The organism is Microbacterium sp. Y356 (assembly GCF_059445355.1).
Genome location: NZ_JCAIUE010000001.1, coordinates 2701146 through 2717799, shown reverse-complemented (window position 1 = coordinate 2717799; position 16654 = coordinate 2701146). Strand labels below are relative to the sequence as shown.

Sequence of the window (16654 nt, the reverse complement as noted above, 5' to 3'; positions counted from 1 at the left end):
ACCACCCTAGTCAGAGTGGTGTCACTTCAGGGCCCCGACGTTCGCTGCCACAACTTCGGCGACGTTCCCCCGGCACGCGTGTAGGGCGAAAGCACGGATGCAGGGCGAAACTACGGCGTGTCGCCCTGCATCCGTTCATCGGCCTTGCATCTGTACCGGAAGCCCGACCGCGAGCCCGACAGGGAAGCCCGACCGCGAGCCCGACAGGCGAGCCCGAAAGGACTACTCCCCGCGGGAGATCCGCACCATCTCGTCGCGAGGGACGACCTTGACGCGCACGCGCTCGTGCGGCGCGCCGAGAGCAAGCTCGTGCTGGTCGAGGCGGTGCCAACCTTCAAGGTCGGTCCACTTCACGCCACGCGATTCGAGAAGCGCAGGGATGGCCGTCTCAGACGGATCTTCCGGATGCCACCACGAGCCCTGGTCGTTAACGAGGTGCTGCACGGTCTCCATGGCATCCGACTTGGTGTGACCGATGAGTCCCACCGGTCCGCGCTTGATCCAGCCGGTGGCGTACACGCCGGGAACACGCTCATTGGAGTCCTTGGCGAGCACCTGCCCCTCGTGGTTCGGGATGACGCCGTGACGCTTATCGAAGGGAACATCCTTCAGCGGCGAACCGAAGTACCCCACGGCCCGGTATAGCTGACCGATCGCGATCTCGCGCATCTCGCCGGTGCCTTCAAGCCCGCCGGAGCCGTCCGGACGCGTGCGCTCGTAGACGATCGCCGCGACCTTGCCCTCGGCATCCTTCTTGATCTCAACGGGCTTCGACCAGAAATGCAGGTGCAGGCGGCGGGATGCCTCGCCCCCGGCATTGTTCGCCGACGGCAGCTGGCGCCATGACTGCAGCACGCGGTCGATGACCTTGACCTGCTTGTTGCTGGCGACGGCAGCAAGGGATGCCTCGTCGTAGTCGAAGTCCTCGTCGTAGACGACCATGTCGACGTCTCGCAAGTCGCCGAGTTCGCGCAGCTCGAGCGGGGTGAACTTCACCTGCGCTGGGCCACGACGGCCGAACACGTGCACATCGGTGATCTTCGAGGCCTCGAGTCCCGCGTGAATGTTGTCGGGGATCTCGGTCGGCAGCAGGTCTTCTGCGTGCTTGGCCAGCATGCGCGCCACGTCGAGTGCGACATTGCCGTTGCCGAGCACGGCAACAGACTCGGCATCCAGCGGCCACTCACGGGGCACATCGGGGTGACCATCGAACCAGCTGACGAAGTCGGCCGCACCGAACGAGCCATCGGCGTCGACCCCGGGAACGTCGAGCCTCGTGTCGCGGATCGCGCCCGTGGAGAAGATCACCGCGTTGTAGTGCTTCTTCAGGTCGCTGAGAGTGATGTCCTCACCGAAGCGCACGTTGCCGAAGATGCGGATGTCGCCGCGGTCAAGCACGTCGCGGAGGGCGTTGATGACGCCCTTGATGCGCGGGTGATCAGGGGCGACGCCGTAGCGAACGAGACCATAAGGCGCGGGCAGCTGCTCGAACAGGTCGATGGAGACGTCGAAGGACCGTTCGGTTTTCAGCAGGATGTCAGCGGCGTAGATTCCGGCGGGGCCGGCCCCGACGATGGCCAGGCGAAGCTTGGTCATGAGTGTCCTTTCGGATGCTGCGGCGATCGAGGTTCGATCAGCTGCTGCGGTCAGCAAGAGATTCCGCGAAGCGGGTCAGCGCCTCGCGCACCGCACCCTTGGGCAGCGGTGCCAGTGCGTCGATGGCGTCGCGCGTCCAAGTGCGCGCGAGCTCGAGCGTCTTCTGCGTCACCGCGTGGTCGCGGAGCTCGGCCAACGGCACGTCAAGGAGAACGGCATCAGCGCCGTCGGCGATTCGAGCCACACCGTCATCGATGCGCGCGGCAAGCTCAGCGGCCGCGGCATCCGACTCTGCCTTCAACAGCAGATAGGGCATCGTCGGCACGCCGGCGCGAAGATCGGTGCCGGGGACCTTTCCGGTCTCCTCCGGGTTGGCAGACAGGTCGATTACGTCATCCAGCAACTGGAATGCGACGCCGACCTTCTCGCCATACACCCGCAGCGGCTCGACGTACTCGGCTGGGGCGTTCGAGAAGATCGCACCGCCCTGCGTCGCCGCGGCGAGCAACGAGCCCGTCTTGTCGGCGAGCACCTGAATGTAAAACTCGATCGGGTCGTCGCCCGGCTGCACCCCGACAGTTTCATGCAACTGGCCCATGACGAGTCGTTCGAAGGTGTCGGCCTGCAACTTGATCGCGCGGTCGCCATAGCGCGCCATGAGCTGGCTGGCGCGAGAGAAGAGGATGTCGCCGGTGAGAATGGCGACGTTATTGCCCCACACGGCGTGCGCTGCGGGAACGCCGCGGCGGCGGTCAGCGCCGTCCATGACGTCGTCGTGATAGAGCGAGCCGAGGTGCGTCATCTCCAGCGCCTTGGCGATATCGATCACTGCGGGGATGTTGCCCTCGCCGAGCTGAGCGGTCAGCAGCGTCAGCACCGGGCGGATGCGCTTGCCACCTGCCTCGTAGAGGTAGCGGGACGCGGCATCCGCGATGGAGTCGGCGACCCGCAGATCTTCGGCCAGCCCGCTCTCGACGAGGTCAAGGCCCGCCTCGATCTCATCGGCGACCCGACGCGCGGCGCGGCCGATGAAAACGCGGTCGCTGAAGCCGAGCCGGCTCGCGAGTCGCGAACCCGGGGCGGCAGGGCTCGAAGTCACGGTTTCCACCCTACCCGTGGCTCACGCGCTCTTCGTCGCCGAAGCGGGCTTCGTGGCGCGATGCAGTGCGACAATGCCGAAGGAGAGGTTGCGGAACGCGACATCAGTCCAGCCCGCCTCGCGGATCCAGGCGGACAGCTTCTTCTGATCCGGCCAGTCCTTGATTGATTCGTTGAGGTAGTCGTAGGCGTCGCTGTTGGTGCCGGCGACGCGCGCCACCCGCGGCAGAACCTGGGCGTTGTAGAAGCGGTAGAGCCCGCGGAATGCCTTGCCTGGAGGCGTGGAGAACTCGTTGACGACGAGCCTGCCACCTGGCTTGGTGACCCGGAACAACTCGGCGAGCGCCTTCTTCGGCTGCTGCACGTTGCGCAGGCCATATGACATCGTGACCGCGTCGAACTCGTTGTCGGCGAAGGGAAGATTCATCGCATCGGCCTCGACGAACGAGAGGTTGCTCAGATGCCCGTGCCGACGCTTGCCCTCGGCCAGCATCCCCGGCGAGAAATCGGCTGCGACGACCTCGGCTCCGCTGGCGGCAAGCGACGCCGAGGAGGATGCCGTACCTGCGGCAAGATCGAGAATCCGCTCGCCGCGTTTTGGAGCGACAGCACGGGTCGTGGCGGCACGCCAGAACGCATCATTGCCGAACGTCATGACGGTGTTGGTGCGGTCGTAGCCGGCCGCCACCTGGTCGAACATCCCGCTGACGCGCTGGGGGTCCTTGCCGAGGTCGGCGCGATTGTGCTCAGTCACCCGTCTAGTTTAGGTCGCCACCGCTGCGACTGCTCGGTCACCAGAGCAACTTCGGGATGTCGCACTCGCCCCCACCCCTCATCGGCGCCGTAGGTGTCAGCGGTTCAGTCCGAGGTCTTCCAGACGGTCGAGCCAGAGATCGGCGGTCGCCTCGTCAAACGGGGCGACCTGGTTTCGAACTCTGGTCTCAAGATCGAGAGTGAGGGACTCGAGGCGCGTCATGACCTCGGCCGGATAGCCGTATTGGATGCTGTGCTCAGCCCACTCGTCGCGGTCATCAACCCAGGTGCCGCGCTCACCCTCGACCCGGATGACGTCGAGGTCCATATCGATGCCGGTGGCGAGGAGCGGATCGTCATCACTCCAGCGGATGTCCCAGCCGAGGTCGATGTAAACGCGCATCTGGTGCGGGTGGTTGCGGTAGACCGTGATGGAGTGGTCTCCCTCCGGCGCGAGAAGCGTGGCCTTGTTGCGCTGGCCGGCATAGTCGACCGCCGGAATCAGCGTCACATTCAAGCCGTCGGCGTCGAACTGCGCGCCGGGACGCGCGCTGCGCCATCCGATCGGCTGGCCGATCCAATCGCCCCACTCGTCCGCCCCGAGGTAGACGGATTCGTGACGCCAGTGCGGGGAGCCGTCCCACTTCCGCCACTGAAGGATCATCTCGGTTCCTGGTGCCGGCCGCGCATCCGTTGTCATTCCCCCACCCTAAATTGCGAGTGGTGGTTGTGGCTCGAAATCGTCCAGGATCCGAGCCACGTGCGACCACTCGCTATTCTGGAAGGGTGAGCATGCGCCTGATCGTAGAGACCCGTGAGATCGATCCGGTCGACGATCTGCTGGCCTATGCACACCCCACCACTCCCCTCGCCTGGCTGCGCCGTGGCGACGGAATCGTCGCGGTCGGCGACGGGATGCCGGTGTTCATCCGCGTCCCGGCGGGAACGACCACCCTGCGCAGCACGCTTATTGCGGATTCGTGGCGGAAGCTGGCGGATGCCGCTGAGATCGACGATGCGGTGAACCTTCCCGGTTCCGGCCTCGTCGGATTCGGTGCGCTGACGTTTGACGAGGATTCGGCCGCCGACAGCGTGCTGATCGTGCCGTCGGTGATTCTCGGCAAGCATCAAGGGCGCGGCTGGATCACCCGCATCGCGCCGGCAGGCGAAGATCTGCCCCAAGACCAGCCGGATGCCACGATCGAGCCATGCGCGTACGGACCGCACTGGGCGGGCACGCTCGGCCCCGGCGCGCAGACCCCAGAGGGATATCAGGCGTCGGTACGCCGCGCGCTCGACCGCATCGGCGACGGAGAGATGAGCAAGGTCGTGCTGGCGCGTGACCTTTCCGGCACGATTCCGGTGGGCTCCGACCTGCGCCGACTCGTGCGCGCCCTGTCGACCGGATACCCCGACACGTGGGCGTTCTCCGTCGACGGTCTGATCGGCGCGAGCCCGGAGACTCTCGTCACGGTGCAGAACGGCACCGTGACCGCTCGGGTGCTGGCTGGCACGATCGGCCGTGGTGCTGATGCCGACGAGGACGCCTTGGCCTCGGCTCATCTCGCCTCGAGCACCAAGGATCTCGACGAGCACCAGTATGCGGTGCAGAGCCTGCTGACATCGTTGCGGCCGCACGTGCGCGCCATGGCGTCGAGTGAGCAGCCGTTCCTGCTCAAGCTGCCGAACCTGTTCCACCTCGCCACTGATGTGGAGGGCGAACTGTCGGACGGAGAATCGGCGCTGGATCTGGTGGGGGCGTTGCATCCCACCGCTGCGGTGGCGGGGACGCCGACAGATGTCGCGGTCGCCGCGATCCGCGAACTCGAGCCGTTCGACCGGGGGCGTTACGCGGGACCTGTCGGCTGGATCGACGGCAACGGCAACGGTGAATGGGCGATCGCCCTGCGCTGTGCGCAGTTCGAGATCGGGCCGGTGCGGCGCTTCGCCGAATACTCGAACACGATCGGAGTCACCGCCTACGCGGGCGCCGGCATCGTCGCCGCGAGCGATCCGGAAACCGAGCTGCTCGAGACGCGGGTGAAGTTCCGCCCGATAGTCGACGCGCTGGCGTGAGATGCCGCGCTCGACCTGGTGCGGCGACGGCTCTGGTTCGGCGGGTGTCGCAGATTGCCGCCATTCGCTCGGTGAAGCGGCCAAGTGGGACACCTCCCGAAAGTGTCCACCCACGCGGGTGTCGCAGATTGCCGCGTCGAGCGTCACGAAGCGGCCAAGTGCGACACCTCCCGGCGCGCGAGCCGAGCGAATGAGCCGCAGCGCTGAGGCTCAGCTCGCCGCGAGCCGCTTCTTCTCGGCCTCGACGTCGTAATCGGCGGCCGGCCACTGCGGGTCAATGTCTTCCAACGCCTTCAGCAGCAACTCCTGGACTGCGAGGCGCGCGTACCACTTGCTGTTCGCCGGAATCACATGCCACGGCGCCACATCGGTCGAGGTCCGCTCGAACACCGTCTGATAGGCAGCCATATACTCCGGCCAGAGAAGTCGTGCATCGACGTCGCCGGGGTTGTACTTCCAGTGCTTGTCTGGACGCTCCAGGCGCTCCATAAGCCGGGCTTTCTGCTCCTCCGGTGAGATGTGCAGCATGACCTTGATGACGCGAACTCCGGATGCCGTGATTTGAGCCTCGAAGTCGTTGATCGCGCTGTAGCGCCGTTCGATCTCCTTCTCGTCAGCGAGAGCGGCGACCTTGCCGACCAGGACATCCTCGTAGTGCGAGCGATCGAAGACCCCGATGAACCCGGCCTCCGGCAGCCGCTTCTTGATGCGCCAGAGGAAGTCGTGCTCGAGTTCCTCTGGCGTCGGCGCTTTGAACGCCGCGAGTGTGATCCCCTGCGGGTCCACACCGCCGACCACATGCCTGACAATGCCACCCTTGCCGGCGGAGTCCATCGCCTGCAGCACAAGCAGCACGGAGTCCTTCGCGACTCCCGCACGGCTGGCCGCGAACAGTCGCTCCTGCAACTCGCTGAGCGACTGGATCCCCGCCGCGAGCTCCTTCGCACCGCTCTTCTTGTCGCCGTCATAGCCGGGATGGCTGTCCGGCTCGACAGCGGAAAGCTGGAACCCCTCCCCAACTCGCAGGATCTCGGATGCTTCGCCTGTCCAGCCTCGTGTGCTCATGCGTACATCCTGCCGCGAGACTTCACCAATGTCCCGAAAATCATCCGAACCCGTGACACAGCTGAAGTTTCGCGGGAGGAGAAAGGGGTTTCAGCGCGCGAGCGGGACCTCGATCAGCTGGCGACCGGCGGCGGGCGTGGTGAGCACCTGGTCGAGTGCCGAGCGCGTCGTGATGCGCTGATACTCCCAGCCGTACGCGAGCGCGAGATGCTCGAGCCGGGTCGTGTGCGGGGTGTAGAAGGCGCGATCGAGGTCTTCCCTCGGCGCCGACGATGCCACCTCGAGCGAGTCAAAGATGGTGCCGCCGCCGTCGTTGCCGACGATGACTTGGATGCGTGGCTCCTGCTCGTCCGGCGGCAGCAGCAGTGCCCCGACGTCGTGCAGAAAAGCGAGGTCGCCGAGCAGCACTCGTGTCACTCCGGCCGAGCCTTCCGCCTGGCTCGCGACGGCGATGCCCATCGCCGTCGAGATCGTGCCGTCGATGCCGGCGAGCCCACGGTTGGCGTGCACCGGCACCTTCTTGCCTGCGAGCACGGCATCGGCAACGCGAACGATGCGGGATGAGCCAAACATGAGCCGATCGTGCGGCCACGTCGCCCGCCAGACAGCATCGACGAGCAGCTCACGATCGAGCGGCCGGCGCACAGCCTCGAGCTCCGCGCGCACGGCGTCGCGCCTGGTGGCGGAGTCCTTGGAGTTCAAGCCATCCTGGTCGGGCGCATGCTCACTCAGGTCGATGACGGATGCTGCGGATGCCTGCATCCACGCCCCCATCCAGGCGCGGTCTGCGCCGCCTGGGGCGACGGTAACGGATGCCGCAGCAACGGTGCGCCCGTTCAAGTTCAGCGCTTCGCCGCCCGAGCGTACGGCGACGACCTCGAGATCATCCCGGCGCAGCAGCGCTGTGACCTCACGGCTGAGAGTCGGGTGGCCGAGCACAATCGCGCGTTCGATCTGTCCGCCGAGCGCGTCTTCTCGCAGCAGTTCGCGATAACCGTGAACGACGTGGCGACCGAATCGCGACCCGCTGACGATCTCGGCGATAAGCGGCCACGTGCCGGCGTGCGAGACTTCTTCGGCCGCGGGCCCGGCATCCGCACCGGCGATCACGACGGTGCGCGGGCCACGCTCAAGAACGAGCGGCGCACCGGCATCGGCTGTCTTGGCCGGGCCGGGTGTTGCGGTGTATCCGTCTGGCAGCGCGCCGGACAGCGGCTCGCGCGACGACAGATTCAGGTGCACCGGACCGGCGATACCGGCCAGCCCAGAATAGGTAGCATCCGCTCCCATCGCCGCAGCGATCGCCTTTTCGGCAAGCCCTTCCCACGGGCCGTCGCCTGGCACCGGCGCATCCACAGCAAAGCGCACCCACGGATCGAAGATTCCCGGCTGCACCGTCGCCTGGTTTGCACCGATGCCGCGCAGCTCGGGCGGCCGATCGGCGGTGAGTAGCAGCAGCGGGACGCCGGAGTGGAACGCCTCCATCGCGGCGGGAAGCAGATTCGCCGCAGCAGTGCCGGAAGTGCAGATGACAGCGGCCGGCACGCGGCTCTCGCGTGCGAGGCCAAGGGCAGTGAAGCCGGCGACGCGCTCGTCGATGCGAACATGCACACGCAGTATGCCTTCGCGGGCGAGATGGGTGGCCGCGAGCGCCAGTGCCTGCGAGCGCGAACCGGGAGAGATCACCACGTCGCGGATGCCGTGCTCCACAAGCTCCGCGAGGAGGGTTGCCGCGGCATCCATTGCCGGCGATGCCGTCATGGACGTGCGTCCGGTGCGGGGCCGTCCGTCTCGTCGTCCAGGCGTGCGAGCTCTTCTTCGAGTCGGCGGATGCGCTCATCCTGCTCGGACTTGCCGATGGTGCGCAGGAACTCGGGGTTATCGTCGGGTGCGACGAGGTGCATACCCTCCTGATCGCTGCGGCGCTTGCGTCCAAGAGCGAACCAGAGGATGCCGCCGAGCACTGGAATGAGAACCACAATCGCGATCCAGGCTCCCTTGGGCACGCCACGGTGCCGCGCCGCCGGCTGCACTGCGCAGTCGACGATGCTGAAGACCCAGAAGATGAGGGCCAGGAAGCCGCCTACTATCAGTACTCTCGCCACCGCTCCAGTCTAGGCGGGTTAGCTGAACGTGGATCTCCCACCCCAGCTCTGCCATCAACTGCTCGATGCGTGCATGAATGGCACGACTCGCAATCCGGGAGTAGCGAGAAAACGCCACCCTTCGACATACTGTGCCAATGGATGCTGTGAACGAGTGGCTGCTGTACTGGGGCAACGAACTATGGGAGTGGATCGTCCTGCCCATCGTCGTCCTGCTTGGCTTGTACTTCACGGCGCGCTCCGGCGTGGTGCAGTTCCGCCTGATTCCAGAGATGTTCCGCACGCTGAGGGACAGGACGCCACGCACAGCGACGGGCGAACCGCAGTCGATCTCGGCGTTCCAGGCCTTCACGATTTCCGCGGCGTCTCGAGTCGGCGTCGGTAACATCGCAGGCGTCGGCACGGCGATCGCCATCGGCGGGCCTGGAGCGATCTTCTGGATGTGGCTGATGGCCTTCGTCGGCGGTGCGGCCTCGTTCATCGAGTCGTCACTGGCGCAGCTGTACAAGACGCGTGACAGCGACGGATTCCGCGGGGGCCCTGCGTACTACATGCAGCGGGGACTCGGAGCGCGATGGATGGGCATCCTCTTCGCGATCATCCTCATCATCTGCTTCCCGATCGCGTTCAGCTCACTACAGGCGAACACCATCCAGGCGACCATCGCGGGGAGCTTCGGTGGCGAGGCGGCGGGGTGGCTCCCATGGGTGACTGGCGCAGCACTTGCCATCCTCATGGGCCTCGTCATCTTCGGTGGCGTCCGGCGTATCGCTTCGGTGACGCAGACTCTCGTTCCTCTGATGGCGTTGCTGTATCTACTCCTCGGCCTCGTGATCGTCGCCATCAACATCGAGCGTCTCCCCGAGGTCTTCTCGCAGATTTTCACCCAGGCCTTCGGGCCCAACGAGGTCGTCGGAGCAACCCTCGGCTACATCATCCTCACCGGCGTCAAGCGCGGCATGTTCTCGAACGAGGCCGGGCTCGGTTCCGCCCCCAATGCGGGCGCGAGCGCCGCGGTCACGCATCCGGTCAAGCAGGGGCTCGTGCAGACGCTGGGCGTCTACTTCGACACGTTCCTCGTCTGCTCCATCACCGCATTCATCATCCTCGTGTCGGTTCCAGATCTCGCGAATGCGGAGCGAGGGATCAGCCTGACGCAGGGTGCTGTCGTCAGCGCGCTTGGCAGCTGGTCAAACATCATCCTCATCGTGATCATCTTCCTTCTCGCCTTCAGCTCGATCCTCGGCAACTACTACTACGGTCAGTCGAACATCGAATTCATCACGTCAAAGCCGGGCGTCCTTCTCGGCTACCGCATCTTCGCCATCGCGGCCGTCTTCGTCGGCGCCCTCGTGTCGGCGGATGTCGTCTGGAACTTCGCCGACGGGGCGATGGGGTTCATGGCGATCGTGAACCTGGTCGCCATCGCCTTGCTCTCCGGCATCGCCTTCAAGCTCCTCAAGGACTACACGCAGCAGCGCCGCGCGGGGCTCGATCCGGTGTTCACTCAGGCGAGGCTCCCTGGAGTGAGAGGGATCGAAGTCTGGGAAGACGAGCTCTCCGTCACCGGTCCGATCGAGATCCCCAAGCAGCGCCGCCGCTGAGCTGCGAGGGCGGTCAACCGCCACCGTGGATGCGCTCGAGGACGCGGACGGCCGTCGCCGTGCCATCCTCGGCGTCGATCTGCTCGGCCAGCATCGCTGCGTTCGCGGCATACGCAGGAGTGCCCAGAAGGTCGTCGATGCGCTGCGCAAGAGTATCGACTCTCGTTTTCTTCAGCGGGAGGGGCCGGGGTCCGGCGCCGAGCTCGTGGATACGCGAGCCCCAGAAGGGCTGATCTCCGAGAACCGGGCAGATGAGCGTGGGGCGGCCGGCCCTGAGTCCGGCCGCGGTGGTGCCAGATCCGCCGTGATGGACGACGGCGCTCACACGAGGAAAGAGCCATTGATGCGGAGCTTCGTCGATCACGAATACATCATCCGCTGTTGATGCGTGGAGCCCGCCCCACCCGGTCGCGATGACCGCACGCGCACCGACCTGACGGATCGCATCCAGCACGACCTGTCCTCGTGCGTGCGCCTTTGCACCGAATCCCATGCTCCCGAACCCGACGTACACGACAGGACCATCCGCGTTGAGGAAGGCTTCGAGCTGTGGCGGCGCTGCCCAATCGGTGTGAGATTCTTCTCGAAACCAGTACCCGGTGATGTGAGCGGAATCCGGGAAGTCGGTGGGGCGCGGAACCACATGGCGGCTGATCGGATAAAGCACCGGGGCACGTTCCCCGTTCCGGTGCAGGTAATCGCTGGTGCGGCTGGCGCGACGCAATCCGAGGTGCTCGGATCGGAATCGGTTGATCATTCCGCCGTAGGCGATGGCCGTGAATCGGTTGAACTGATAGGTGAACCGATTCGCCGAGCGCGGGAAGCGGCGGGCGATGAACGGGATCGGGAAGTCACCGGTGGGTGTCAGGAACGGTAAAGGGAGCGACGCGACGAACGGAATACTCAGACGTTCCGCGATGTGGAAGCCTGCCAATGCCTTCGGGTGCGCCACAATGAGCGTCGGCTCGACGCGCTGCGCTGCCTGCCACTGTTCATTCAGTGACTCCCGCATCGCCCTCGTCATGCGCCGAGCGATGCTGATCGCCTCGCGTGGTCCGCTCGTGGAGGACATGCCAGCGCGAACGATCTCGTGCATCTCGGTTCCCGCCGGCTCGAATCCGACCCCGAACGCTTCGATGTCTTTTCGGTAGGGTTCCGGCGCACACAGAACGGCGATGTGACCCTCACGCCGAAGCCGCTCGGCGAGAGCGGCGTACGGCTCGATATCGCCTCGTGTGCCGAATGTGGCGATGAGCACTCGCATAGGAACCTCCAGGGTCGACGTGAACGTCGCCGACCAGACTTCCCGGCACTCCTCGCGTCACAATACTCGCGAAGGCGTTGCCAGGGAAGAGCGCATGCGGAGAACGATTCGTCGCGGCGTGGCCACTCAGGTGGCGCCACGCATTCGTCCGTTGGCCGTCAGTCGTCGATGCCCTCGTCTTCGTTCGCGCTCGCGCGCTGCCGGTACTGCCGGTTGCGGATGCCGAGGACGATCGATGCGAGGATCGCCGCGACGACGGAGGCAGTGAGGATCGCCACCTTCGCGTGATCGTGATGCGCGCTACCGGTGTCGAAACTGAGTTCGGCGACCAGGAGCGACACCGTGAATCCGATTCCGGCGAGGAGTCCCACCCCTGCGATGTCGATCCAGCGCAGGGACGGGTCGAGGTTGACGCGTCGTATTCGCGTCACGAGCCAGGTCGCGAGAGTGATGCCGACAGGCTTGCCGACGATAAGTCCGAGCATGATCCCGATCACCACCGGATCGTTGAAGGCGGAGACGAATCCCTCGGCGCCACCGATCGCCACTCCAGCGGAGAAGAAGGCGAACACCGGTACCGCCACCCCGGCAGAGATCGGCCGGAATCGGTGCTCGAAGACCTCAGCGAGGCCCGGCCCCGCATCCACGCCACGAGCCGCCTTCTTGTGGAGAACGGGGATGGTGAACGCGAGGAGCACACCGGCGACGGTCGCATGGATGCCGGATGCATGCAGCAGCGCCCACGCGGTGACACCGATCGGCAGCAGCACCAGCCACGCAGCCCCTGGTCGCAGGTGGAAGAACTCTCGACCTCGTTGAGCGATCACGCCATAGACGGCGATGGCGAGAAGTGAAAACACGAGAGGGACGACATTGATCGTCTCGGTGTAGAAGATCGCAATGATGCCGATCGCGATCAGATCGTCGACGACCGCCAGTGTGAGCAGGAAGATTCGCAGTGCGCTGGGCAGGTGCGAGCCGATGATGGCGAGCACCGCAACCGCGAACGCGATATCGGTGGCGGTCGGAATCGCCCATCCCTGGGCCATGCCCTCCGAGCCAGCGACGATGACGTAGAAGACCGCGGGAACCGCGACACCTCCGATCGCGGCGACGATCGGCACGATCGCCGTGCTGGGCTTTCGAAGGTCACCCGCGACGAACTCTCTTTTGAGTTCGAGTCCGACGAGGAAGAAGAAGATGGCGAGCAGCCCGTCGGCCGCCCATGCACCGAGCGAGAGCCGGAGGTGCCACGGCTCGTAGCCGATCTCGAAGTCGCGCAGGGCGAAGTACGAATCCGCCCACGGCGAGTTCGCCCAGACGATGGCGATAGCGGCGAGCGCGACCAGAAGGATGCCACCAACGGTCTCCTTGCGGAGGATCTCGCCTACGCGCAGCGATTCCGCGCTCGAAGAAGAGGGGAACAGGTTTCGGACACGAGCGATGCGGGAGTTTTTGGGCGACATGAGCGCCTTTCGGGTCGAAAACGATGACGTCGACCAGGCTTCCCGACACTCCGGTAATCACACTACCGGAGGACGCCTGCTCGGGCAGCGCGGTCCGCGCGCTGCCCGAGAGGCCCGAACCGCTAGACGAGTTCGGCCACCAGCTGCTCGATCCGCGCGCGAATGTCGTCGCGGATCGGTCGCACCGAATCAATGCCCTGGCCGGCAGGGTCGTCGAGCTTCCAGTCCTCGTAACGCTTGCCGGGGAAGAACGGGCAGGCGTCGCCGCAGCCCATCGTGATCACGACATCGGATGCCTGGACAGCCTCGGTGGTGAGAACCTTGGGCTGTTCGCTGGTGATGTCGATGCCGAGTTCCGTCATCGCTTCCACCGCGATGGGGTTGATCTGGTCGGCGGGCATCGATCCGGCGGAGCGGACTTCGATGCGGTCGCCGGCTATGTCGCGGAGAAATCCGGCGGCCATCTGGGAGCGGCCGGCGTTGTGAACGCAGACGAAGAGGACGGAGGGCTTGGTGGTGGTGTCAGTCATGGTTCTTTCCGATGCGAGAACGGGTGGTCAGTTGAGAAGGTCGTTGACGAGGATGCGAACGCGGCCGGCGATGTCGTCGCGTATGGCTTCGACGCCATCTACGGAGGCAAGTGCCGGGTCGCCGACGGCCCAGTCGGCGTAGCGGACGCCGGGAATGATGGGGCAGACGTCGCCGCAGCCCATCGTGATCACGACATCGGCGGCACGGACCGCGTCGTCGGTGAGTGGTTTCGGGAAACGTTCGGCCGCTGCCTCTCCTTCGATCTCTGCGAGCAGTGACCGAACGTGCGGGTGGATGACGTCGGCGGGGGCCGACCCGGCGGAGCGAGCGACCACCTTCCCTCCCGCCAGCTGATTCACCAGTGCCGCCGCGAGCTGCGAGCGTCCGGCATTGGCAACGCATACGAACAGCACCTGCGGGACGCCTGTCGCTCGATCGCGGGTGAGGTCGCTCAGACGTTGCCGAGCGAAGCGCTCGGCGAGTGGGATCAGGGCGGAAGTGACACGCGCGGTTCGCGCGAGCGCGGTGTAGGACTCGCGCACAATTGCGAACACGGTGCTCGTCTCGACTTCCGGAACCTCCGCTGCGAGCTCCTCGGCGAGACGCGTGACGCGGTCATCAAAGTCCGGGCGCAGACCCACATCCTCCGAGTCGTTTCGCCAGGGCGCAGCAAGCGTGGAGGTCGCAAAGGAATCAAGGAGCGCTGTGACAGCGCCGCGACGGGCTGGATTGATGCGGTACCAGACCCACGTGCCGCGGCGCTCAGATTTCAGCACGTCGACGTCCTTGAGGACCTTCAGGTGGTGGGAGACGGTCGGCTGTGACACGTCCGCCAGTTCGGCGAGATCGCACACGCACGACTCACCGCGCGGGTCGGAGGCGATGGCCGACAGCATCCGCAGACGCAGCGGGTCGGAGAGTGCCTTCAGAGTCGAGGCAACGGATACCGCGGCATCCTGCCCGATGGCATGCGAGGCCACGGTATGTGTCGCGGCAGGGGCACACGAGTCGTCGGTCAGCGTGACGTTCATGATGACAGCCTTTCTCCTGTATACGGGTCGGTGTGGAACCATTTGCGAGCCGCCCAGAGCGAGACGTAGACGAGCCCGACGAGAACGGGGACCTCGATGAGGGGTCCGACGACACCTGCGAGCGCCTGCCCGGATGCGGCCCCGAACGTGCCGATCGCAACGGCGATAGCGAGCTCGAAGTTGTTGCCGGCCGCTGTGAACGCCAGCGTCGATGAGCGCGCGTAACCGAGACCGAGCGCCTTGCCGGTGAAGAGTCCGACAAACCACATCACCGCGAAGTACACCAGCAGCGGCAGCGCGATCCTGGCGACGTCGAGGGGCCGGGAGGTGACCTGCTCACCCTGCAGGGCGAACAGAAGAACGATCGTGAACAGCAGGCCGTAGAGTGCCCACGGCCCGATCTTCGGCAGGAACTTCTCCTCGTACCATTCGCGCCCCTTGCGGCGTTCGCCGATGAAACGGGATGCGAATCCGGCGAGCAGCGGGATGCCGAGGAAGATCAGTACGTTCAGGGCGATCGCCCCGACGGAGAAGTCCAGCCCCTCAGTGTCCAGCCCGAGCCATCCGGGGAGCACAGTGAGGTAGAACCAGCCAAGCAGAGAGAACGCCACCACCTGGAACACGGAGTTGACTGCCACGAGTACGGCAGCGGCCTCTCGGTCGCCGCACGCCAGGTCGTTCCAGATGACGACCATCGCGATACAGCGGGCGAGGCCGACGATGATGAGCCCTGTGCGGTACTCGGGAAGGTCTGGGAGGAACATCCACGCAAGCGCGAACATGAGCGCGGGGCCCACCAGCCAGTTCAGCACCAGCGAGGAGATGAGTAGCTTCTTGTCGCCGGTGACGGCAGCGACCTTGTCGTAGCGGACCTTCGCCAACACGGGGTACATCATCACCAGCAGCCCGAGCGCGATCGGAACGGAGATTCCGCCGACCTCGAGGCTTGCGAGCAGCGGGGAGACGCCGGGGATGAATCGGCCGAGCAGGATGCCGACGACCATGGCAAGCCCGATCCACAGCGGCAGCCAGCGGTCCAGAGTGGACAGGCGGCGCGACGTCGGAGCCTGTGCGGGAGCAGTCACGGCGCTCATGCGAAAACTTCCTCGAGTTCGATGGTGGCGTTTTCGTCGAGAGCAGACAGGTAGTGCTGAGCATCCTGTGCGGCCGCGCATCCGGTGCCGGCGGCGGTGATCGCCTGCCGATAGGTGTGGTCGACCAGGTCGCCGGCGGCGAAGACACCGGCGAGGTTCGTACGGGTGGATGGGTGCTCGACCAGGACGTATCCGTCAGCGTCGGTGTCAACGACACCGGTGACGAGCTCGGAGCGCGGATCATGCCCGACGGCGATGAACACGCCTGTTGCTGACAGCTCGCGTTCTGTCCCGGTGACGGTGTCGCGGAGCGTGACCGCTTCAACCTTCTCGGCTCCAATGAGGCCAGCAACTTCACTGTTCCAGGCGACCTCAATCTTGGGGTGGTCGAGCACACGCTGCGCCATGATCTTCGACGCCCGGAATTCCTCGCGACGATGCACGACGGTCACTTTCGATGCGAAGCGGGTGAGGAACAGTGCCTCCTCCATCGCGGAATCTCCGCCACCGACGACGACGATCTCCTGCTCACGGAAGAAGAACCCATCGCACGTCGCACACCATGAAACGCCGTGCCCGGTGAGGCGTTCCTCATCGGAGATGCCGAGCTTGCGATAGGCAGACCCCATGGTGAGGATGACGGCACGCGCGTGGAATGTCTCGCCCGCTCCGGTCTCGACGATCTTGATCGGGCCTTCGAGGTCGACGCGGACGGCGTCGTCGAGCTGGATGCGGGCGCCGAAGCGCTCGGCCTGCGCGCGCATCGACTCCATCAACTCAGGGCCCTGGACGCCATCGACGAACCCGGGGAAGTTCTCTACCTCGGTTGTCGTCATCAAAGCGCCACCCGCAGTGACGGAACCGGCGAGGACAACGGGCGTAAGCCCGGCGCGTGCGGCGTAGACCGCAGCGGTGTACCCGGCAGGGCCTGAACCGATGATGACTAGCTCAACTTCTTGAATCGACATGCG

15 protein-coding genes are annotated in these 16654 nt (G+C 65.5%); 2 read left to right on the top strand and 13 right to left on the bottom strand.

Annotation, left to right across the window (positions count from 1 at the left end):
* Positions 1–222 precede the first annotated feature (222 nt).
* The 4 genes from AC1C2Q_RS12995 to AC1C2Q_RS12980 form a co-directional block, all read right to left on the bottom strand.
* Positions 223–1596 (bottom strand): FAD-dependent oxidoreductase, encoded by a 1374-nt coding sequence (locus AC1C2Q_RS12995; protein ID WP_495450447.1) that lies wholly within the window; start codon positions 1594–1596, stop codon positions 223–225.
* 37 nt (positions 1597–1633) lie between these two features.
* Positions 1634–2695 (bottom strand): polyprenyl synthetase family protein, encoded by a 1062-nt coding sequence (locus AC1C2Q_RS12990; RefSeq protein WP_495431503.1) that lies wholly within the window; start codon positions 2693–2695, stop codon positions 1634–1636.
* Between the two features lie 21 nt (positions 2696–2716).
* Positions 2717–3448, bottom strand: a complete 732-nt coding sequence (ubiE, locus tag AC1C2Q_RS12985) for a bifunctional demethylmenaquinone methyltransferase/2-methoxy-6-polyprenyl-1,4-benzoquinol methylase UbiE (RefSeq protein ID WP_495431502.1) — start codon at positions 3446–3448, stop codon at positions 2717–2719.
* A 96-nt stretch (positions 3449–3544) separates the two neighbouring features.
* Complete coding sequence (locus AC1C2Q_RS12980; RefSeq protein WP_495450446.1) at positions 3545–4147, bottom strand: DUF402 domain-containing protein; 603 nt, start codon at positions 4145–4147, stop codon at positions 3545–3547.
* 92 nt (positions 4148–4239) lie between these two features.
* On the opposite strand from AC1C2Q_RS12980, the gene AC1C2Q_RS12975 reads away from it, so the two are divergent.
* Positions 4240–5523, top strand: a complete 1284-nt coding sequence (locus tag AC1C2Q_RS12975) for an isochorismate synthase (RefSeq protein ID WP_495450585.1) — start codon at positions 4240–4242, stop codon at positions 5521–5523.
* A gap of 210 nt (positions 5524–5733) precedes the next feature.
* Here AC1C2Q_RS12975 and AC1C2Q_RS12970 read toward each other — a convergent pair whose 3' ends face one another.
* From AC1C2Q_RS12970 to AC1C2Q_RS12960, 3 genes are all read right to left on the bottom strand, one after another.
* Positions 5734–6588 carry a PPK2 family polyphosphate kinase gene (locus AC1C2Q_RS12970; protein ID WP_495431499.1) on the bottom strand — a complete coding sequence of 285 codons (855 nt, stop codon included), beginning with the start codon at positions 6586–6588 and terminating at the stop codon, positions 5734–5736.
* A gap of 90 nt (positions 6589–6678) precedes the next feature.
* Entirely contained in the window at positions 6679–8349 is a 1671-nt protein-coding gene (gene menD, locus AC1C2Q_RS12965; protein WP_495450445.1) for a 2-succinyl-5-enolpyruvyl-6-hydroxy-3-cyclohexene-1-carboxylic-acid synthase, read from the bottom strand.
* A complete protein-coding gene (locus AC1C2Q_RS12960; protein ID WP_495431497.1) occupies positions 8346–8693 on the bottom strand; it encodes a PLD nuclease N-terminal domain-containing protein in 348 nt (115 codons plus the stop codon). Before AC1C2Q_RS12960 ends, menD begins: the two co-directional genes overlap by 4 nt.
* A gap of 137 nt (positions 8694–8830) precedes the next feature.
* Between AC1C2Q_RS12960 and AC1C2Q_RS12955 the strand changes: the two genes are divergently transcribed.
* Positions 8831–10297 carry an alanine/glycine:cation symporter family protein gene (locus AC1C2Q_RS12955; RefSeq protein ID WP_495450444.1) on the top strand — a complete coding sequence of 489 codons (1467 nt, stop codon included), beginning with the start codon at positions 8831–8833 and terminating at the stop codon, positions 10295–10297.
* A gap of 13 nt (positions 10298–10310) precedes the next feature.
* On the opposite strand, the gene AC1C2Q_RS12950 is transcribed toward AC1C2Q_RS12955, so the two are convergent.
* The 6 genes from AC1C2Q_RS12950 to trxB form a co-directional block, all read right to left on the bottom strand.
* Positions 10311–11561, bottom strand: a complete 1251-nt coding sequence (locus AC1C2Q_RS12950; protein WP_495450443.1) for a glycosyltransferase — start codon at positions 11559–11561, stop codon at positions 10311–10313.
* Positions 11562–11719: 158 nt separating this feature from the next.
* The gene (gene nhaA, locus AC1C2Q_RS12945) at positions 11720–13027 is read right to left on the bottom strand and encodes a Na+/H+ antiporter NhaA (protein ID WP_495450442.1); all 1308 of its coding nucleotides are present in this window, start codon (positions 13025–13027) and stop codon (positions 11720–11722) included.
* Positions 13028–13149: 122 nt separating this feature from the next.
* Positions 13150–13557, bottom strand: a complete 408-nt coding sequence (locus AC1C2Q_RS12940) for an arsenate reductase ArsC (RefSeq protein ID WP_495450441.1) — start codon at positions 13555–13557, stop codon at positions 13150–13152.
* A 27-nt stretch (positions 13558–13584) separates the two neighbouring features.
* The gene (locus AC1C2Q_RS12935; RefSeq protein WP_495450440.1) at positions 13585–14589 is read right to left on the bottom strand and encodes a metalloregulator ArsR/SmtB family transcription factor; all 1005 of its coding nucleotides are present in this window, start codon (positions 14587–14589) and stop codon (positions 13585–13587) included.
* The gene (gene arsB, locus AC1C2Q_RS12930; RefSeq protein ID WP_495431492.1) at positions 14586–15683 is read right to left on the bottom strand and encodes an ACR3 family arsenite efflux transporter; all 1098 of its coding nucleotides are present in this window, start codon (positions 15681–15683) and stop codon (positions 14586–14588) included. The genes AC1C2Q_RS12935 and arsB overlap by 4 nt, the downstream gene beginning before the upstream one ends.
* A complete protein-coding gene (trxB, locus tag AC1C2Q_RS12925) occupies positions 15680–16651 on the bottom strand; it encodes a thioredoxin-disulfide reductase (protein ID WP_495431491.1) in 972 nt (323 codons plus the stop codon). Before trxB ends, arsB begins: the two co-directional genes overlap by 4 nt.
* Positions 16652–16654 lie beyond the last annotated feature (3 nt).

Coding starts and splice junctions, on each gene's coding strand:
- AC1C2Q_RS12995 (WP_495450447.1), bottom strand. CDS start 1,596: ATGACCAAGCTTCGCCTGGCCATCGTCGGGGCCGGCCCCGCCGGAATC.
- AC1C2Q_RS12980 (WP_495450446.1), bottom strand. CDS start 4,147: ATGACAACGGATGCGCGGCCGGCACCAGGAACCGAGATGATCCTTCAG.
- AC1C2Q_RS12975 (WP_495450585.1), top strand. CDS start 4,240: ATGCGCCTGATCGTAGAGACCCGTGAGATCGATCCGGTCGACGATCTG.
- AC1C2Q_RS12970 (WP_495431499.1), bottom strand. CDS start 6,588: ATGAGCACACGAGGCTGGACAGGCGAAGCATCCGAGATCCTGCGAGTT.
- menD (WP_495450445.1), bottom strand. CDS start 8,349: ATGACGGCATCGCCGGCAATGGATGCCGCGGCAACCCTCCTCGCGGAG.
- AC1C2Q_RS12955 (WP_495450444.1), top strand. CDS start 8,831: ATGGATGCTGTGAACGAGTGGCTGCTGTACTGGGGCAACGAACTATGG.
- AC1C2Q_RS12950 (WP_495450443.1), bottom strand. CDS start 11,561: ATGCGAGTGCTCATCGCCACATTCGGCACACGAGGCGATATCGAGCCG.
- nhaA (WP_495450442.1), bottom strand. CDS start 13,027: ATGTCGCCCAAAAACTCCCGCATCGCTCGTGTCCGAAACCTGTTCCCC.
- AC1C2Q_RS12940 (WP_495450441.1), bottom strand. CDS start 13,557: ATGACTGACACCACCACCAAGCCCTCCGTCCTCTTCGTCTGCGTTCAC.
- AC1C2Q_RS12935 (WP_495450440.1), bottom strand. CDS start 14,589: ATGAACGTCACGCTGACCGACGACTCGTGTGCCCCTGCCGCGACACAT.
- arsB (WP_495431492.1), bottom strand. CDS start 15,683: ATGAGCGCCGTGACTGCTCCCGCACAGGCTCCGACGTCGCGCCGCCTG.
- trxB (WP_495431491.1), bottom strand. CDS start 16,651: ATGTCGATTCAAGAAGTTGAGCTAGTCATCATCGGTTCAGGCCCTGCC.